This is a genomic window from Dysgonomonas sp. PF1-14 (assembly GCF_029892965.1).
GTDB lineage: Bacteria > Bacteroidota > Bacteroidia > Bacteroidales > Dysgonomonadaceae > Dysgonomonas.
Genome location: NZ_JARXWN010000011.1, coordinates 121,794 through 140,463, shown reverse-complemented (window position 1 = coordinate 140,463; position 18,670 = coordinate 121,794). Strand labels below are relative to the sequence as shown.

The 18,670-nt window shown below is 40.8% G+C and carries 11 protein-coding genes; all 11 read right to left on the bottom strand.

Annotated features, from left to right (window positions below):
- Positions 1 to 496: 496 nt before the first annotated feature.
- Positions 497 to 3,613, bottom strand: a complete 3,117-nt coding sequence (locus tag M2448_RS13860) for a glycoside hydrolase family 2 TIM barrel-domain containing protein (protein WP_280646578.1) — start codon at positions 3,611 to 3,613, stop codon at positions 497 to 499.
- 228 nt (positions 3,614 to 3,841) lie between these two features.
- Positions 3,842 to 5,416 (bottom strand): RagB/SusD family nutrient uptake outer membrane protein, encoded by a 1,575-nt coding sequence (locus tag M2448_RS13855; RefSeq protein ID WP_280646577.1) that lies wholly within the window; start codon positions 5,414 to 5,416, stop codon positions 3,842 to 3,844.
- A gap of 18 nt (positions 5,417 to 5,434) precedes the next feature.
- Positions 5,435 to 8,743 carry a TonB-dependent receptor gene (locus tag M2448_RS13850; RefSeq protein WP_280646576.1) on the bottom strand — a complete coding sequence of 1,103 codons (3,309 nt, stop codon included), beginning with the start codon at positions 8,741 to 8,743 and terminating at the stop codon, positions 5,435 to 5,437.
- Positions 8,744 to 9,033: 290 nt separating this feature from the next.
- Positions 9,034 to 10,191 (bottom strand): FecR family protein, encoded by a 1,158-nt coding sequence (locus M2448_RS13845; RefSeq protein WP_280646575.1) that lies wholly within the window; start codon positions 10,189 to 10,191, stop codon positions 9,034 to 9,036.
- A gap of 295 nt (positions 10,192 to 10,486) precedes the next feature.
- Positions 10,487 to 11,092, bottom strand: coding sequence for a sigma-70 family RNA polymerase sigma factor (locus M2448_RS13840; RefSeq protein WP_280646574.1), 606 nt, complete (start codon positions 11,090 to 11,092; stop codon positions 10,487 to 10,489).
- A 226-nt stretch (positions 11,093 to 11,318) separates the two neighbouring features.
- Entirely contained in the window at positions 11,319 to 12,881 is a 1,563-nt protein-coding gene (xylE, locus tag M2448_RS13835; protein WP_280646573.1) for a D-xylose transporter XylE, read from the bottom strand.
- Between the two features lie 90 nt (positions 12,882 to 12,971).
- Entirely contained in the window at positions 12,972 to 14,300 is a 1,329-nt protein-coding gene (xylA, locus tag M2448_RS13830) for a xylose isomerase (RefSeq protein ID WP_280646572.1), read from the bottom strand.
- A 62-nt stretch (positions 14,301 to 14,362) separates the two neighbouring features.
- On the bottom strand, positions 14,363 to 15,835 hold the full coding sequence (locus M2448_RS13825) for an FGGY family carbohydrate kinase (protein ID WP_280646571.1): 1,473 nt from the start codon (positions 15,833 to 15,835) through the stop codon (positions 14,363 to 14,365).
- A gap of 98 nt (positions 15,836 to 15,933) precedes the next feature.
- Complete coding sequence (locus tag M2448_RS13820) at positions 15,934 to 16,650, bottom strand: NUDIX domain-containing protein (protein ID WP_280646570.1); 717 nt, start codon at positions 16,648 to 16,650, stop codon at positions 15,934 to 15,936.
- A gap of 411 nt (positions 16,651 to 17,061) precedes the next feature.
- Positions 17,062 to 17,910: a patatin family protein gene (locus M2448_RS13815; RefSeq protein ID WP_280646569.1), complete on the bottom strand. Its 849-nt coding sequence runs from the start codon at positions 17,908 to 17,910 to the stop codon at positions 17,062 to 17,064.
- 125 nt (positions 17,911 to 18,035) lie between these two features.
- The gene (locus tag M2448_RS13810) at positions 18,036 to 18,476 is read right to left on the bottom strand and encodes a DUF3836 domain-containing protein (protein ID WP_280646568.1); all 441 of its coding nucleotides are present in this window, start codon (positions 18,474 to 18,476) and stop codon (positions 18,036 to 18,038) included.
- Positions 18,477 to 18,670 lie beyond the last annotated feature (194 nt).

Genomic DNA, 18,670 nt, shown 5'->3' with positions numbered 1-18,670 from the left:
TTAACAGTTACAAGTTACTAAATTTTCCTTTCTCTAGTATACTAGAACTCTATAATCTAGTGCACTAGTTTTTAGTCCACTGACTTGCTAGTTTAAAAGGCTCCGCCAATTGCGTCACAATTTCTCTTTTTTCTCTCGTAGGGGCAGACCTGTGTGCCTGCCCGCTTATATGATTTTCGGGTGAACACATGGATTCGCCCCTACGACATCACGACTGTTTTTTAACTAAAACCTGACAACTCTTACACATTTTACATCAAATTCAAAGATCACTATCATTGGCATATAAGCACATCACCTAATTAGCACATTGATATATTATAGATAAATCTATTCACTTTTCATCCTCTTATCGCAGAATCCTCTAATAAAGACAGAAGGACTGTGCCAACCGACACTAGATATGCTGCGGGGAAATGCCGTATCCACTCATCGTAAGCCGGGGGTGGCTCATAAGTTAGCCACCCCCTTCTCATTATAACTTCTCGATCTGTATCTATCTGATACGGCTTATCGTATAGCTGTATCTGTATTCTTTATCGTGAAAGCGATACTTATCCAGCGGCTTTGCACCCCATGAATCCCGTCCGGCAACACCACGTTGAAAGAGGTCGACACATAGTACAACCTCATTGCGTGGCATCACATCCGACCAATGCTGCTGCTTCTTGGTAGTTCCGGGATCTAAGTCTTCAGGACGAAGATTAGTGGCACTTACCGATAACGGTTGTGCCCCACTGACACGAATACCTTTTCCATCCTTGTTCTTCAAGGTAAGCCATCTTACATCTGTTTTGTTACCTGTCTCCTGTGGACGATAGTAAGCAAACGCCTGTTCTTCTACCTTACCCTGCCATATTCCCATAAAGGTGTCGGCATTGCGGTCTATATAGTTTTCGTGAGGGCCACGACCATACCACGTAAAGTCATTATAGCTTTTCGGCAAAGTCAGTGCCATACCAAAGCGCATTATCTCGGGCAGGTCGTCAGACAAGGCTTTGTAAGCAGCGTCTATAGTGAGGCTACCATCTTTGTTCACAGTATATGTCATCATTACTTTAGCCTCGATCCCCTGAAGTTTGCATTCATATTTAAACGAAATACCTCCGTTCTTCTCTTCATCGCCCAGATAGGTGTATTTGACGTGCATGTTAGCAACCGACCATAAGCGCATATTGTACTGATCCCACGATCCGAAATCGTTATCGGTAGGGGCACGCCAGAAGTTAAGATGCGGCAGATCGTTAAGTACATTCCTACCATCATCAGTATAACGTTCGAGTCCGCGCCGTTGGTTATTAACGGCAAATTCATAGACCAGTGTTCCCGATTTTACAACAACCTTATCGGCTGTCTTCGATATATCGAGTGAACCTGAACCATTATCAGTTATAAAATAGTTATTCGTTCCAAATGCAAACTCTTCACGTGCTACTTCAAAGTCTTTTTTCAGGAACGGAGTTTCTGCTTTATTATAGGCAAATACCTGTAGGTAATATTCCACCCCTGCCTGTTTTTTCATCTGTGGCAGATTCAGCTTCACATCTTTTTGTGATCCGGCAGGAGCCAGTACTGTGAAACTGCCTTTTCCTTCGGGCTCACCATTTCTGAGCAATACCCACATATACGAATAGTTATCATCAGTAAGGTCTGTAAACTGAAAATCGTTAACGACTGTGATAATTCCGTTATCCAGATCTTTGGCTTTGAACAGTATGTTCTGATATACTTTCTTCACTATATGTGTATGCGGCAAATAGTTCTGATCGGGACTTATAATTCCGTCCATACAGAAATTACCGTCATTTACCATATTGTAGCCGCCGAGATCACCTCCGTATGCCCAGAAAAAGCGTCCTTGATCGTCTTTTGCCGGATATCCATGATTGTACCACTCCCAGATGAAACCGCCCTGCATATTCTTACTGCTGCGCATCACATCCCAGTATTCCTGAAAGTTCCCCATACTGTTTCCCATAGCGTGTGCGTATTCGCACATGATGTATGGGCGCCCCAGATCTGTCTTTGCATTGGCTACCATTGATTCCCACGACGGATACATCGGAGCCAGAATATCGGTATTGCGAGCACTGTTCATTATATCCCAACTATTGTATGCCTGTTCATATTGGGTAGGGCGACTCTTGTCGCGCTCCTTAGCCCAATCGTACATATCGAAGAAAGCTTTTCCGTTACTGGCCTCGTTACCCAGCGACCAGAAGATAACTGACGGATGATTCTTGTCTCTCTCTACAACACTCTTTATCCTGTCGAGATGGGCAGCAAGCCACTGAGGAAAGTTAGAAACATTCTCAGCCCCATAGCCCAATCCATGCGATTCCAGATTTGCTTCGTCTACAAGGTATATTCCATATTCGTCACACAATTTATACCACAACGGTGGCTGAGGATAATGTGATGTTCTTACGGCATTTATATTCAACTCTTTCATCAGTTGCAGGTTACGCATCATCACTTCGCGGTCTACTACCTGTCCGGTCTTATAGTTGTATTCGTGAAGGTTTACACCTTTGAAATATACTTTCTTACCATTAACGAACAGTTGTCCGTCATTGATCTCTATCTTGCGGAAACCTACTTTGTGCGAAGTAACTTCCACAATTTTGTTCTTGTCATCTTTGAGTGCGATCAACATTGTGTACAAGTTCGGCGTTTCGGCTGTCCACTTCAATGGGTTAGACACTGTCCCATTCAGAACAATATCCTGCACACCGTTAGCCGGAATATCCAACTTCTGTGATTTAGAGAACACGCTCTTATTACTTTTATCCAACAGACTGACTTCTACCAACTGTGTTTTATTATTTCCTGTGTAATTCTTCAACTGTATGTCGACACTGAACAATCCGTTTTTATAGTTCTTATCCAAATCGGGATGTGCAAAGAAATCAGCTATACGCGTTTGAGCTGTACTGTATAGATATACACTCCTGTTGATACCACCCAGCCGCCACATATCCTGATCTTCGAGATAAGAGCCGTCTCCGTATTTATAGACCTGACATGCCAGTACATTCTTTCCTTTACGTATATACTTCGTAATATCGAACTCTGCCGGACTTTTGGCATTTTCGGTATAGCCTACCTTTTGCCCGTTCACCCAGACATACATTGCAGTAGTACCTCCATCGAAGTGGATGAAGACTTTGCGTCCATCCCAGTCGGCAGGTATATCGAAGTCTCTGCGGTAAGAACCTACCGGATTGTTTTCATTATCTACATAAGGCGGATTGACAGGAAAAGGATAAACAACATTTGTATAGAAAGGAATCCCGAATCCGTTAAATTCCCAGTTGCCCGGCACAGGCATATCCGCCCATTTACCGGTATCATAGTTTTCTTTATAAAAATCCGCCGGAGTATCTGCCGGTTTCGAAACCCAATGAAATTTCCATACGCCGTCTAATGACTGATAATAAGGTGAGGATGAGTAATTGTCATCTACAGCCAGTTCGTGATTGGGATACGGTATAGAAGTAGCTCGCGTATTCTCTTTATTAACGGCGAAAATCTCAGGATTCTCCCATTCAGGAGTCTGGGCAAGTAGCCCCGCACCGAAAAGTAACGAGCAAACAAGTAGTGAATACTTCATGATATTCTTTTTTGAATTAATTATAAAGGTTCTTAAAAAACGGGTCACAAACAACTGTGAACAAGAGTTCTAAGATAGCAAGAAAAGTTAATATAGCCAATGTTTTTCGGGCTGCAATTAACAATTATCTACGGTTAATCCATAAAAGAGATAAGTCCGCCATCTCAAAAGATAGTCGGACTTATCATAGAGGCCTAATACTCTATTTAACAAACATCTATATCAGTATCAATATCCAGGATTGTTTGGCAACAGGTTAGGATTCTTATCTATTGCAGTCTGAGGTATCGGGAATAAGTTATGTTTATCTTCAAATTTTCTTGATTCAACAAAGAAGTTTGCTCCATCCAGATTTACTTTATGGTCACCGTTCGGATATGTTTCGTCCAAAACTGTTCCCTGCCTGCAACCTAAGGCATCACCATTCATCACATCCTTTGCAATGCCCCAACGCACTATATCGAATCTCCTTAATCCCTCAAAAGCAAATTCGACACGGCGTTCGCGACGAATGAGTTCACGAAGTTTAGTCTGATTTGCATATTTCGTACGGTCTACAGCTGGCATTCCTGCTCTTGTACGCACTTTGTCTATAGCGTTATACATATCGTTATCTATCTGGTTCAGCTCTATCTTGGCTTCAGCCAATGACAGCAATACTTCAGCATAACGGAACATAAAAATGGTGCGGCTTGCATCCCATATATCATCGAATTCTTCACCGTTACCAAAATATTTACGGAAGTTATATCCAGTAGAAGTCGCATTGTTAGCACTCTTCGGATAGTCTGGGCTACTCTCCTCAACCGATCTGTAAACAATATTGTTCCAGTTCTGACCGGGATAAACAATAGTTGCTCTCAGACGCGGATCTCTATTGACATACGGATTTTTTTCATCATATTCGCCTGCTGCTTTAGCTTCTTCGATGGTTTTTCCATCCGCCATTTCATAGGCATCTACAAGCGATTGCAATGGAATAACAGAAGACCATCCGCCCGAGCTATTCGGATAAAATGCGCCCACAGAATTACCCAGATCGCCTTTAACATGCTGATAAGCATATATAACCTCATCTGTATCTTTGTTTTCCATGCGGAAAAGGTCTTCATAGCCGATAAGTGTACGTTCTCTGACCTGCCGGGCTGCACTGATAGCTTCGCTATACATTCCTTTGAACAGGTACATACGCGTAAGGAGAGCATAACCGGCATCTCTTGGAATCCGTCCTGTTTCAGGATTTTCGAGCAAGTCTAGAGTCAGTTCTTTGAGTTCGTTAACAATAAATTCCTCGACGGTTGCTCTCGGGTCTCTCGGCACTTTCGATTCGTCCGGAGTATTGAATGTCTGTGTTACCAAAGGGGTATCGCCATAGTACTGAGTCAAAAGGAAATAGCGGTAAGCTCTGAGAAAACGCACTTCGGCAACATAGCTTTTCTTCAGCCCATCGGTTGTAAATTCTACATTATCTATATTTTCCAAAAACTCGTTGCATCTGCGTATTGTTATGTACTCAAACACTTTCATTTTTCCCGGATTTCCCGGAGTCATCGTTCCGTTACCCAGTTCCATGTAGCCTTCATGCGAATGGTTATTGTAAGCATTATCAGTAGCACAATCTCTGTACCACAGCGCCCAGCTATCTTCAAAGCCGCGGTAACAGCCTGTCAGCGCTAGTTTGGCATCGGCTTCTGTTTTCCAGAATGTAGAAGGAGACAGGGCATCGCTTGGATTCCGGTCGAGAAAATCGGAACATGAAGTAAGTATAAGTGTCGAAATAAGTAAATATATATATTTTTTCATATAATAATCCTCCTTTAATTAGAATGTAACGTTAACACCGAAAGTATTTACCATAACCTGTGGATAATGGCTACCTCTTCCTACAGGAGCCTCAGGATCCCATCCTTTGAGGAAGCTTGTAAAGGTCAGCAAATTTTGTCCGCTATAGTAAATCCGGGCTTTGGTAATGCCTATTTTCTTAGTTATATCCATCGGTATAGTATATCCTACCTGTAGATTTTTCAAACGCAGATAGTTCGCATTCTGAACCCAGTATGATGAATATAATGCAGGAGAACTCGGTGCACTTGTACCTCTGGCACTGACACGAGGGACGCTTGTATTGGTATTCTCCGGAGTCCATCGGTCCCTCCAGTAAGTAGTTGGTTTACCAACGTCTCCTCTTATCTCTCCGATAGGTTCTGAGTTCAGATACCCATCGACTCCGGCTGCACCCTGGAAGAAGGCTAGAATATCAAAACCTCTGTATTCGGCTCCCAGATTGAAACCAAATGAATATTTCGGTTCCGAATTTCCTATTATGACCCTGTCTTCGGCATCTACTTTCCCGTCTTTATTTACATCTACATATTTTAGGTCACCAGGTTTCAGATTGTTCCTTATTGTCACATTCGGCCCATTATCTATCTCCTCTTGAGACTGATACAATCCATCAGCCAGATATCCGTACAGGCTCTTATACGAACTTCCAACCATTTTTATATAGTTGCCGTCGTCACCGAATATCACGTCCTGTCCGGCCAGTTCCAGTATTTTATTTTTGTTATACGAGAAGTTTCCTCCGAATGCGAATGATACCTGATCGATCTTTTTGTTGTAAGTCACCCCTACTTCAAAACCTTTATTAGACATTTTACCTACATTATCATAGAATTTCTCTAAAGCGAATGTCTCAGGACTAGGCACTTCCATAATGATATCAGTAGTCAGGCGGTCATAATAATCGAATGTAATATTCAGGTCGTTAATTATTCCCAGATCGAGGCCGATGCCCCACGAACGCGATTTTTCCCATTGCAGATTCGGATTTTTTGCATATTGGGTAGCACCACCCTGAACAATACCTCCATTAAACGGATAACCCATACCTTTCAATGTTATGGTCGGCACGGTAGGGTAATAGTCGCCGGCAATTGCGGCCTGATTACCGAGTTTACCCCACGACCCTCTCAGTTTCAGATTAGAGATCGTACCTCTCAGCGATTCCATAAAATCTTCTTCAGAAATTCTCCAACCGGCACTGAACGAAGGGAAAAGTCCCCAGCGGTTTCCTTCAGCGAAACGGGATGATCCATCGTAGCGGAAGTTGGCTTCTAGCAGATATCTGCCCATAAAGTCATAATTGGCACGTCCAAACCATGACAACATCGCTAATTCGCGGGTATATCCTTCATTTTTCATTCCGGCTTCACTACCTGCATTCATATCTCTGAGGTCGTTGCTCGGGAAGTTCTGACGATATGCTTTTATTTCTTTGAGGTGATAGTATTCGGAATGGAATCCGGCCATCAATGCCAAATTGTGTTTCTGTCCAAAGGTTTTGTCATAATTCAGCAACAGGTCGGTAGAAACAGTTTCGTCCGAATTATCTTTCTGATTCATCTTATTCGGTCCGTGATATTTGTTAGGATTGTATTGGATATCTTTTATAAATTCGAGTTCGTCCTGCGTATATGTCTTATACGACAAGATACCCTTAATAAACAGATTATCTACAATGTTATACTTCAACGATCCTATCCCTAAAAAGTAAGCTCTTTTTTTATCTATTGTCTGATCGAGGTCTATCCATGCTATCGGGTTACCATCACCGATAGTTCCATAGTCGCCATTCGATTTGCGATATGGTATCCAAGGAGATATAAGGTTAACCTGTCTGAAAATCTGGTCAACACCACCTCCTACATACGAATTGGTCGGTTCTTGCAAATCCATGCGCGTATATGACAGGTTTACTCCGAAATCTAACTTTGAAGTAACTTTTATATCCAGATTGGTACGCACATTGTATTGCTTTTTACTGGTGTGCTTAATAACACCCGCCTGATCGAGATAGCTGAGGGAAGCCATATACCTGATACGTTCTGTTCCTCCGCTGAAATTCACGTTATGACTAGTCTGGAAACCTGAGCCTTGATAAAGCAGATCTTGCCAGTCGGTATTAGGATAGTTATCCGGATCGGAACCGTTGCGCAATAGTTCTATCTGATCGGCTGTCCATCGTGGAGCATTGTTCGGATTGTCATTTTTCAATGCTTCGTTGTAAAGCTCGGCATATTCGGCAGAACTCATATAATCCGGTAATCTGGTAGGCGACTGCCATCCGAAGTTTCCGGCATAGTTAACAACTGTTTTTCCTACTTTGCCCCTTTTGGTAGTCACCAGAATAACGCCATTAGCGGCTTTCGATCCATAAATAGCCGAGCTGCCGGCATCTTTAAGTACAGATATGGATTCAATATCATTGGCATCTATATTGTCCATCGTAGCTTCTACCCCATCTACTATTACCATCGGGTTGACTCCGGCATTGAGTGTACCGGCACCCCTTATTCTAATAGTACCTTTATCATGTCCGGGCAATCCACTACTCTGTACTACCGAAACTCCGGGCAGCAATCCCGCCAACCCCGCCGACACGTTACTCATAGGTCTGTCGGCAAGCAACTTACTATCCACTGTGGCTACAGATCCGGTCAGGTTTACTTTCTTCTGTACCCCATAGCCGACAACAACAACATCGTCAAGCTCCGTAGATTCTTCTTCCAGTACGACCTGCATATCGGAGGCAGCTTTCAATTCCTTATTTTGAAAACCGATATAGCTAATGACTAGTGTAGCATTGGGGTTTACCCTGATGGAGAATTGGCCATCTACATCAGTCATCGTGCCATTAGTCGTACCTTTTTCTACCACTGATACTCCAGCCAGGGGAACCCCCGAAGCATCGGCAATCTTACCGGATGCCAGCAACGCTCGTTGCTGTTCGTCCTTTACACCTCGTGTTTCGACTTTTTCCGGTCTCTTCCTATTCTCTACTATAACAATTTGGTTTCCATTGATGTGATAAGTCAGATCTAAAGGAGGTAATACCTTGTTGAGAACACCTTCTACAGTCTCATTTTTAGTGTCTACCGAGACTGTTTTATTCTCTACAACTCCTTTTTTATACAAAATTACATAATCAGAGTTTTTTTCTATTTCGGTAAATAATTTTTCTATCTTGATATTCGAGAATTTCAAGGATAGCATTGCCTGCGAATACGTATCCACAGCCGATATTGTACTACCAAAACCCAGAATGAATAATATAAGATATACTTTCATAACTTTTAGGGAAAAACTTTTTTTAGGTTTTTCTAATTTAGTTTTAGACTTTTTTCTCATACATTTGAATTGTTTTGATTAACATTGGTTTTTGTTTTTTAAAATGACTCTAAAGCGTGTAATAGGCCAATATTGCACGCTTTTCTTTTTTAGAAATAAGGTTTTCTTTTCATAACATTCTTTTTAATTTATAAAACACTGTTTAAAACAGTATTCCCTAAACTCTTAAAACGGAATAGAACACGTTCTATCTAACACTTCCTATATTCTCTACAATTATCTACAGATAATTATTTAATTACGATAACACTACCTTCTTTTGTATAATTCATTTCGGTAGACAATGACAGGTTATATAATACTGTTTCTATGGTCTCTTGCAGATCTAATTTTCCTTTGTATTTTTCTAATGCGAATCTATTATCATAGCGGATGTCTATTCCGTAATGACGCGACAGCCTGTCGAAAATGATATCGAGCGATTCTCCGTTGAGTTTCATCACATCATCCTTCCAGCAGATATACGTATAGGTATCTACATGCTTTATATTGTGAATACCCTCTTTAGTGAAGAATCCCTGATCGGGTTCCAATTTACCCTTCGAAGTACTGGTAACAACTTCAACTGAGCCTTCTACCAAGACTACCGAATTGGTAGCATCGGCGCTATAGGCATTCACATTGAAGCGTGTTCCCAGCACCTGTACCGAAAATCCGTTGGTATGTACAATAAAGGGTTTAGCAGCGTCTTTAGCTACATCGAGGAATATTTCGCCATCAACTATAATTTCTCTGCTTTTCTTACTGAATGTTTTCGGATAAACCAGTTTTGTTCCTGAATTTACCCACGCGGTAGTTCCATCACTAAAACGGATAGTTGTACGCCTGCCTTTAGGCACAACCACAGTCAAGAATTCTGATCCGATGCGTGACGACTCCATCTTGGTATCATTTCCGACAATAAGATTACCTTCTTCTGTCTGAGTGATTGTTTCGTTATTATCTATGTTGGCTTGTTCTTTTCCGGCAATAATCTGTATTTCGCTTACATTCGTGTCAGTTCCTTCTATCAGAGATTGCAGGCGGTCTTTATCTGATATGCTCACCGGATTGAAGTATAGCCCGAAGGCAATAGCAGCACAGGAAGCTACGGAAGCTACGGCCGTCCACAGATAGAACCGTTTGTTCTTTCTCTCCTGTTTTCGTCCGGCAATGGCGCCTCTTAGTTTTATATAATCGCCTTCTATTTGGGATTCGGAGACATCTGGCATTTCTATTTTCAGATATTGCAATAACGCAATTGCATCATCTATCAACTTTTCCTTGTCGGGATAAAGCTGAAGTAATTCTTTCATTTCATCCGGATCGTTCCTCTCCGATAATTCTACAAAATCATTATCGAAGATGAAATCCTCTATTTTGTTGTATTTTTGATATGAGTACTTCATAAAAGATTATCTATTTTATAACATCTTTTATAACAATACAAAGGCAGCTCGATTTTGTAATCAGATATTTTCGAAATTTTTTAATGTATTTTCGAAAACTTCATTTAATAACTGTTTAAATTTGACCGAAAATATTTCATATAGCTGTTTCTGATTATTCTTCGGCTCTTGTTTTTATTCTTTCTTCTCTATTTTCTACTTTTCATTCTTGGGTTAGCCCGCTAAACCTGCGAATAAAAAGAAAAAAATATATTTGAAATAATATAAAATAAAAGTACCAATCAAATTTAAACAGTTACTTACAGTAGTAAACAATGAGTATAAGGAAAATACCAAGATCGTAATCAGAGCTATTTTTCCTTATTTTACTAAATGCCCTGTAAGTAAGGTTGCGGGCGGCCTGCTCCGAGAGATTCATAACTCTGGATATTTCTTCATAATCCATCTGGTGCAGGAATCGCAGATAAATTATTTCTTTCTGACGTACAGTCAGCTGTGACAAGACTTTTGTTACAAGAGTATTAATTCGATCTTGTTCTTCTTTTTGTTCAACTCGATTCTCATCGACAGTAAAATTAAGTTCGAAACTCTCGATCTTCTCCAACCCCGAATATTTTTTATTTGCCTTTATCGTATTTATACATGCATTACGCATCGACGCCAGTAGAAATGGTTTTATGGTGGCGAAATTTTTTATCAGATCGGGTTTTGTATATAATTTTACGAATAAGTCCTGAATAATGTCTCTTACCAACTCCTCCGTTATCTGAAAACTCAGCCCATAGGAATATAGCATTTTGTAACTTAGTTTGTACAGATCGGAAAAGGCGTTATCATCACCATCCGTGAACATTACCCACAGGTTATTGTACTTTTCGTTATCAATCAAAAATCTAGACATCTGAATATCTATAGTCCTTTTTAACCTTCGCAAAGATAATAATAAATTCCTGTTTCGAGCCGATATTCTATTACGCATTACCTGTTAAAGGTACTTCAAGACGTATTGCAATTGAATGACAACCATTAAACAAGAATGACCGATAAATATATTTTATCGGTCACTCTTTTTATCTATAAACTCCTTCTTATTGTTTATTGCAACAATTTCAGAGACAGTACATATGTCATTTTTTCTTCCAGAGTTTCTCCATATCTTCCAATGTCTTACCTTTTGTTTCAGGGAGACGTTTCCAAACGAACACTGCTGCAAGGATAGCCAATACACCGTAAACCCAGTATGAGAATCCGTGATTGAACATACCAACCAATGTATCATTTTTGTCCATGATAGGGAATGTCCATGAGATAAGGAAATTGGACACCCACTGCGCGGCAACGGCTATAGACATCACGCTAGAACGTACCGAGTTAGGAAATATCTCGGCTAACATTACCCAACATACAGGGCCCCACGACATAGCGAATCCGGCCGTATAGGTAAGCATGAATACGAGTTTAAGCCCTCCCGGAAGACCTTGCGAGAATGATGTACCCAGTCCGAGCATAGATACTGCCATCACTAAAGCCCCTGTTATAAGCAAGGGTTTACGCCCGAATTTATCGACGGTCATAATAGCCAGTACGGTGAATGACAGATTGATAATACCTACAATAATCGTTTGCAGTAATGCAGAGTCTGTTCCCGACCCCATGCTCTTAAAGATTTCGGGTGCATAGTACAACACTACGTTTATACCTACAAACTGCTGGAATGCCGACAGTAAAACTCCTGTGATAATGATAAGGAATCCGTAAGATTTTATCGGAACATACAGTGCGATTAGAAAACTCACGATCATAGCTATCTCCAGCGCGCTGGATACTCCTGCCAGTGAAAGGGAAATAATACCTACAACAAACAGGATGAGCCATGTCATCATAAAGCGATAATATGGTTTCAGCGACACCGGTTCTTCACTATCGAAGCTATGCCTGATATCGTTAATTTCTTGTTTGGCCATAGCGCTGCCTACCAGTTTGTTGAGTATGCCCTCGGCCTGTGCCACACGCCCTTTCATTACCAGCCATCTAGGTGTTTCAGGAGCCATAAACAACAGCAGGAAGAATATCAGGGAAGGGATTCCCAGAGAGGCAAACATCCATCTCCAGCCGGTAGTATGCAACCACTCGGTATCTCCCTGTTTTGCTATAAAGTAGTTTACAAAGTACACAACCAGCATACCGAAGATAATGGCAAACTGATTGAGTCCTACAAGACTTCCCCGCTTATCGGGTGGCGCTATTTCTGCTATATACATAGGCGATACCATAGAGGCAATACCTACTCCTATTCCGCCGATTATTCTGTAGAATACAAAGTGATAAACAAAAGAGTGATCGCTTTCGCTCGGCATACGGAAACCTATTTCCGGCCATGCAGAACCGACGGCAGCCAACAGGAAAAGTATCGCTGCTGCAAACAAGGCTTTTTTGCGCCCGAATGTCTGACTTACCCAGCCGGCCATAGCTGCACCGAATATACATCCTATCAGAGCACTGCTTATCACAAACCCTTCCATTGCGTTAGCTTCGTTAAGCGGCAATCCCATCGGTTCGATGAAGAAATGCCTTAAAGACTCCACCGTTCCGGAAATTACTGCTGTATCGTATCCGAAGAGCAGCCCTCCCAATGTCGCAATCAGGGTTAATTTAATGGTATATGATTTACTTGCTTCGTTGTTATTCATTGGTAAAGGTTCTTTTAAAGTTATGAGTTATAAATTATGAATCATGAATGTATTAAATCATAACCCATAATTCATAACTCATAATTATTTTTAGATATACATATTCACAATAGCTTCGTAAAGCTCTTGTTTACCGCTTATCTGTTTTGGTTCGCCCACTTTGTGTGCGATTGTACGCAAATCTTCAAGAGTCAGTTTACCATCTTCAAATGCTTTACCATCGCCACCGTCGAATGATGCATAACGTGTCTGACGCATTTTCTTATAATCAGAGTTTTCAAGAATATCAGCAGCTACTAACAAACCGCGGGCAAATACATCCATACCCGAGATATGAGCGATGAACAAATCATCCATATCTGTTGAGTTACGACGAATTTTAGCATCGAAGTTTACTCCTCCGTTACCCACTCCTCCGGCAGGAAGCATTACAAGCCATGCATGAGCGAAGTCATAGATATCAAGAGGGAACTGGTCTGTATCCCATCCGTTCTGATAGTCACCACGATTAGCATCGATGCTACCCAGCATACCAGCATCTACTGCTGCTTGCAGCTCATGTTCGAATGTATGTCCGGCAAGAGTAGCATGGTTTACTTCTATATTTACTTTGAAGTCTTTATCCAAACCATAATTGCGAAGGAAACCGATTACAGTTTCAGTATCATAATCATACTGATGCTTAGTTGGTTCCATTGGTTTAGGCTCGATAAGGAATGTTCCTGTAAAACCATTTTTGCGTGCATAGTCGCGAGCCATAGAAAGGAATTGAGCCAAATGGTCTTTTTCGCGTTTCATATCTGTGTTCAAAAGGCTCATATAGCCTTCGCGTCCTCCCCAGAATACATAGTTAGAACCACCTAGAGCGATAGTTGCATCGATGGCGTTCTTCACCTGAGTACCTGCACAAGCCACAACATTGAAATCAGGGTTTGTAGAAGCTCCGTTCATATAACGTTCGTGACTAAATACATTGGCTGTACCCCAAAGAAGTTTCACGCCAGAAGCTGCTTGTTTTTCTTTAGCATAGTCAACTATTGCTTGCAGGTTTTTTTCATATTCTACCCAATTGCTACCTGAATCAACCAAATCCACATCGTGGAAGCAATAGAACGGAATGCCCATTTTTGTCATAAATTCAAATGCAGCATCCATTTTATATTTAGCCTGGCTGATAGCATCGTTGCCTATTTTCCATGGATGATGTATCGTACTTCCTCCGAACGGATCGCCTCCTTCAGCGCATAGCGTATGCCAGTATGCCATAGAAAAACGCATCCAGTCTTTCATTGTTTTACCCATTACCACACGATTCTCGTCATAGAAACGATAAGCCATCGGGTTTTTACTTTCTTTTCCTTCAAATTTGATTTTTCCTATTCCCGGAAAAAATTCTTTTGTTCCTTTTAAAATTTCCATGATTCTAATAATTTTTTAGATTGATTTATACAATTGATTATTTTGTCTCTTATTATTTATTTTTACAGTAAATTTCTCCATTGCCTATAAGCTTCTCTGTACTCTGCTTTTTTGCCATGTTCAGGTTCTATTACTGCCAGTTTCTCTAATGAAGCAAAGGCTTCTTGAGGAGTAGCATAAAGCCCTATACCTATCCCAGCTCCTTTAGCTGCACCTGCGGCACCATCAGTATTGTACAGTTCGATGGTTACATCACTTACGCTTGCCAGAGTCTGTGCGAAAATCGGACTAAGGAACATATTGGCATAACCAGCCTTTACAGTATTGATATTCATTCCCATCTCGCGCATGATCTCCATCCCGTATTCGTAGGAGAATACAATACCTTCCTGTGCAGCACGCAGGATATCTTTTTTGTCATGTATATTAAAATTGATACCATGCATGGAACAATTCACATCCTTGTTACCTAGCACGCGCTCTGCTCCGTTACCGAACGGAATGATACTGATCCCTTTAGAGCCGACAGGCGACTGTGCCGCCAGATTGTTCATATCGCTGTACGACAGGCCTTCGAGTGCCAGATTGCGTTTAAGCCACGAATTAAGGATTCCCGTACCATTGATACAGAGAAGTACTCCGAGACGTACCAGTTCGGGGGTATAATTGACGTGAGCAAAAGTATTTACACGAGATAATTTATCATAATTCAACTGATCCAGAACACCATACACAACTCCCGAAGTTCCGGCTGTAGAGGCTATTTCTCCCGGCTCGAATACATTGAGTGATAAAGCATTATTCGGCTGATCTCCGGCACGGTACGAAACAGGCGTACCTTCTTTCAGACCAAGCTCTTTCGCCGCTTCTGACGAGACATAGCCCTGTATGCCGAATATCGGTTTAATCTCAGGAAAGAAACTTTTCGGTATGCCGTAGTAATTCAATACATCTTCCGACAGGGTGTTGGTCTTGAAGTCCCAGAAAATACCTTCCGACATGCCTTCTATGGTAACTACTATATCTCCGGTCAGTTTCATGCCGATATAGTCGCCCGGAAGCATGAGTTTATCTATCTTATCATATACATGTGGCTCGTTTTCTTTTACCCATGCCAGTTTGGAAGCGGTAAAGTTGCCCGGTGAATTTAGTAAATGGCTTAGGCATTTTTCTTCGCCTATAGCCTGAAATGCTTTCTCGCCATAAGGCACAGCGCGGCTATCACACCAGATGATGGAATCGCGCAGCACATTCTTATCTTTATCTACCAGTACCAGACCGTGCATCTGCCAAGTAATACCGATTGCCTGTATATCTTCTCCTTTTGCTCCCGACTTCTGCATCACAGACTGGTGAGCCAGTTTAAGGTTTGTCCACCAATCGGCAGGGTCTTGTTCTGCCCAACCAGATTTTACGGCTTTTATGGCCATCTCTTCTTTCGGAAAAAAGTCTGAGGCTACTATCTTCCCTGTATCGGCATGCACCAGACATACCTTAACTGACGAACTACCTATATCGTACCCTAATAAATACATACTTTTTTGAATTATAAATTATAAATTATGAGTTATAAGTTTTAAATTATGAATTATGAGGTTCACTTATAATTTACAACTCATAATCCATAATTTCCTTAAATACTTGTTTTCAGTTTATTATAAGCTTTCTTATCGAACTTATAATAGCGTGCTGCCCTGTGCGACACATCCTTTTGCTTTTCTTCCAGTGCAATAACATACGACATGGCGGCAACTTTTTTATGGAAATTGCGGATATCTATCGACTTGTTATAGATAGCTTCATAAAGCTTATGCAACTGGCTGATCGTAAATTTTTGTGGCAATAATTCGAACACAATAGAAGGACTGTGTTCTATCCATCTGCGAATTTCTATCAATGATTCTTTCACAATCTGGTTATGATCGAAAGGCAATTGTGGAACATCGTCAATCGGACACCATTCAGTCTGTTTGTATTTCGATATATTATTCAATTTCCTGTCTACTTTACACAACGACAAATAGGCAACAGTTATCAGCCTGTTAATATTTGGCTGGTAAGCCACATCAAGCCACTTTACATCTCCCGGATCGTTAGCCCTGTCAGGTGATGCAAAGCAGCGAAACTGTTTCAGCGACATCCTCCTTATTCCTGTAAGTTCGAACAGCACTCTGTGAGCGGCATCGTCCACATCTTCTTCATTATATATAAGGCTACCAGGTAGTTTCAGGTCCTTCAACCCCTTTCGGTCAACATTCCTTTGTACCAACAGAATATTGAGCTTATCATCTTCGAAACCAAAGACAACACAGTCAACTGATACATAGGTATGGATAAAACTCGTTTTCATGGTATAATGCTATAGGTACTTATTGTAATTAGTACAAATATAAAATTTCATTTCGACAAGCAAAAGCATTTGAGAAATATATTTATGTTAAATAATTGTATAACAATATATTACATATAGTACTATTTACAATATGAATGCAGCTCCATATTGTAAATACGACATCAAGCATTCCGCATAAACAAAGGGATTAGAAAGAAACAAATTAACACACCGCAGAACAAGGTAGTATGTTAATTTTTACAATAAGCTTTGGCTATAAATCGAATAGATTTTTTAGTTCACTGATACCTGTATTATTGAGTGACGCGGCTTACCGGCATTGTGCAGCCTCGTCTGCCGATATAAAACCTCAGTTACGGTAAGTGTGAGATGGGGACATGGTCTTTATGCGCATCACTGTTTCTGTAACTATCTGAAGAATGCCCCTTTAATCATTTGTCCGCATTCATATCCTTGTTGATAAAGATCGGTAAGCTTATCCACATCTTTTTCTATACGATCGACAATAATTGGCTCTTGCGGACGAATCACAAATATATCACCCTCAGCCTCGAGCTTCTCCACCAATTCCAGTTGGGCATTATATACACTGTTGCGGTGACTGAGAGCATCACGCATGGCCGGATATTTCCTGTAGATGAAACCCGGAATTTTCACATCTTTACTTTCTTTTCTATATCCCTCGTTGCGGGTAAGCACCACAACATTTTTCTTATATCCCTGCTCCATAGCCCGCACAACGGGAATAGAATCACAAATCCCTCCATCGAGCATTGGTACATCGTCTACATAAGTTACAGGGCAGAGGATAGGCAGACTGCTCGAAGCTTTTACAATATCTATCACCCTGTCTTTATTGCTCCTTTCTTCAAAATATTCAGCTTTACCCGTCAGACAGTTTGATGTAACCATCTCAAAACGGTTGGGATTAGAAAAATAAGCGTCATAATCATAAGGTATAATGTTCTCGGGAAATTCATGGAACAAGAGGTCGAAATCCATGATATTACGTTTTCTGATATAATGCTTTATCCCGATATATTTATACTTCTCCAACAGGTCTATATTGCTGTATTTAGCCCTTCCTCTTTGATGGGACATATACGACAGCCCGTTGCATGCACCTGCCGAAACACCTATCGTATATGGAAAACGAATACCGTTGTCCATAAAGTAATCGAGTACACCACAGGTAAATACCCCCCGCATACCGCCACCTTCGAGTACCAAACCTATATCTGCCAGATTTTGCTCCATATCATTTATCTTAACCGATCGAGATGTAAAAATACATATATTTTTTAATTAATATAAAAGGAAAAGTCCTGCTGCCCTTTCGGACAGACAGAACTTTCAAATCAATATATAGAATGATGTACTGCTTACTTTGTCTGAGCCATCAAGTTAGTACGGGTATTATTTACCTTGAAGCTTTTCATTGCAAGAGCTTTTCCGTTATTATCATAAACCGGATAAAAATGCTCTGATCTATCCGACCATGTTCTGGTCTTTTTATCCCAAAGTGTATAAGTGAAGCTGGCTCCTCCCAACGTATTATAGTCGTATTCATACTTTTTGGCACTAACCCATCCGCCCCGATCATTCCATTTATATACAACTTTCATTTTCAGGTCTCCTGCAACATCAAAGTAATAAAGAGCCTTGTGCAGAGGAGTTGAATTATCCTCTTCGAAAGAGATAACTTCTTTTACACTTCCCGACTCGGTAGCTGTTGTATTACTCAGCACTTTTACCGGATCACTTGCATAGGCATTTACGATAAGTAGAGATGCCATTAATACTGATATAATTATTGATTTCATAACTGGCTGTTTTTAATGTAATTATTAATTCCCTTTTTCTAAAAATCGAACTAGAAGCGCTTTCTATTAAATATGACGGGAATAATTCAGAATAGTTACAAAAAATCCAAGATATTTTCAATTCCGCAAAACAAACAACACATAAAACATTATATTACAACACATTAACCTACACCACAAACAGAATAAGAAAA

Excerpts from the sequence above, each read along its gene's own strand:
- xylE (WP_280646573.1), bottom strand. The coding sequence starts at position 12,881 with ATGAATAACAACGAAGCAAGTAAATCATATACCATTAAATTAACCCTG.
- M2448_RS13825 (WP_280646571.1), bottom strand. The coding sequence starts at position 15,835 with ATGTATTTATTAGGGTACGATATAGGTAGTTCGTCAGTTAAGGTATGT.
- M2448_RS13810 (WP_280646568.1), bottom strand. The coding sequence starts at position 18,476 with ATGAAATCAATAATTATATCAGTATTAATGGCATCTCTACTTATCGTA.
- M2448_RS13855 (WP_280646577.1), bottom strand. The coding sequence starts at position 5,416 with ATGAAAAAATATATATATTTACTTATTTCGACACTTATACTTACTTCA.
- xylA (WP_280646572.1), bottom strand. The coding sequence starts at position 14,300 with ATGGAAATTTTAAAAGGAACAAAAGAATTTTTTCCGGGAATAGGAAAA.
- M2448_RS13850 (WP_280646576.1), bottom strand. The coding sequence starts at position 8,743 with ATGAAAGTATATCTTATATTATTCATTCTGGGTTTTGGTAGTACAATA.
- M2448_RS13845 (WP_280646575.1), bottom strand. The coding sequence starts at position 10,191 with ATGAAGTACTCATATCAAAAATACAACAAAATAGAGGATTTCATCTTC.
- M2448_RS13860 (WP_280646578.1), bottom strand. The coding sequence starts at position 3,613 with ATGAAGTATTCACTACTTGTTTGCTCGTTACTTTTCGGTGCGGGGCTA.
- M2448_RS13840 (WP_280646574.1), bottom strand. The coding sequence starts at position 11,092 with ATGTCTAGATTTTTGATTGATAACGAAAAGTACAATAACCTGTGGGTA.
- M2448_RS13815 (WP_280646569.1), bottom strand. The coding sequence starts at position 17,910 with ATGGAGCAAAATCTGGCAGATATAGGTTTGGTACTCGAAGGTGGCGGT.
- M2448_RS13820 (WP_280646570.1), bottom strand. The coding sequence starts at position 16,650 with ATGAAAACGAGTTTTATCCATACCTATGTATCAGTTGACTGTGTTGTC.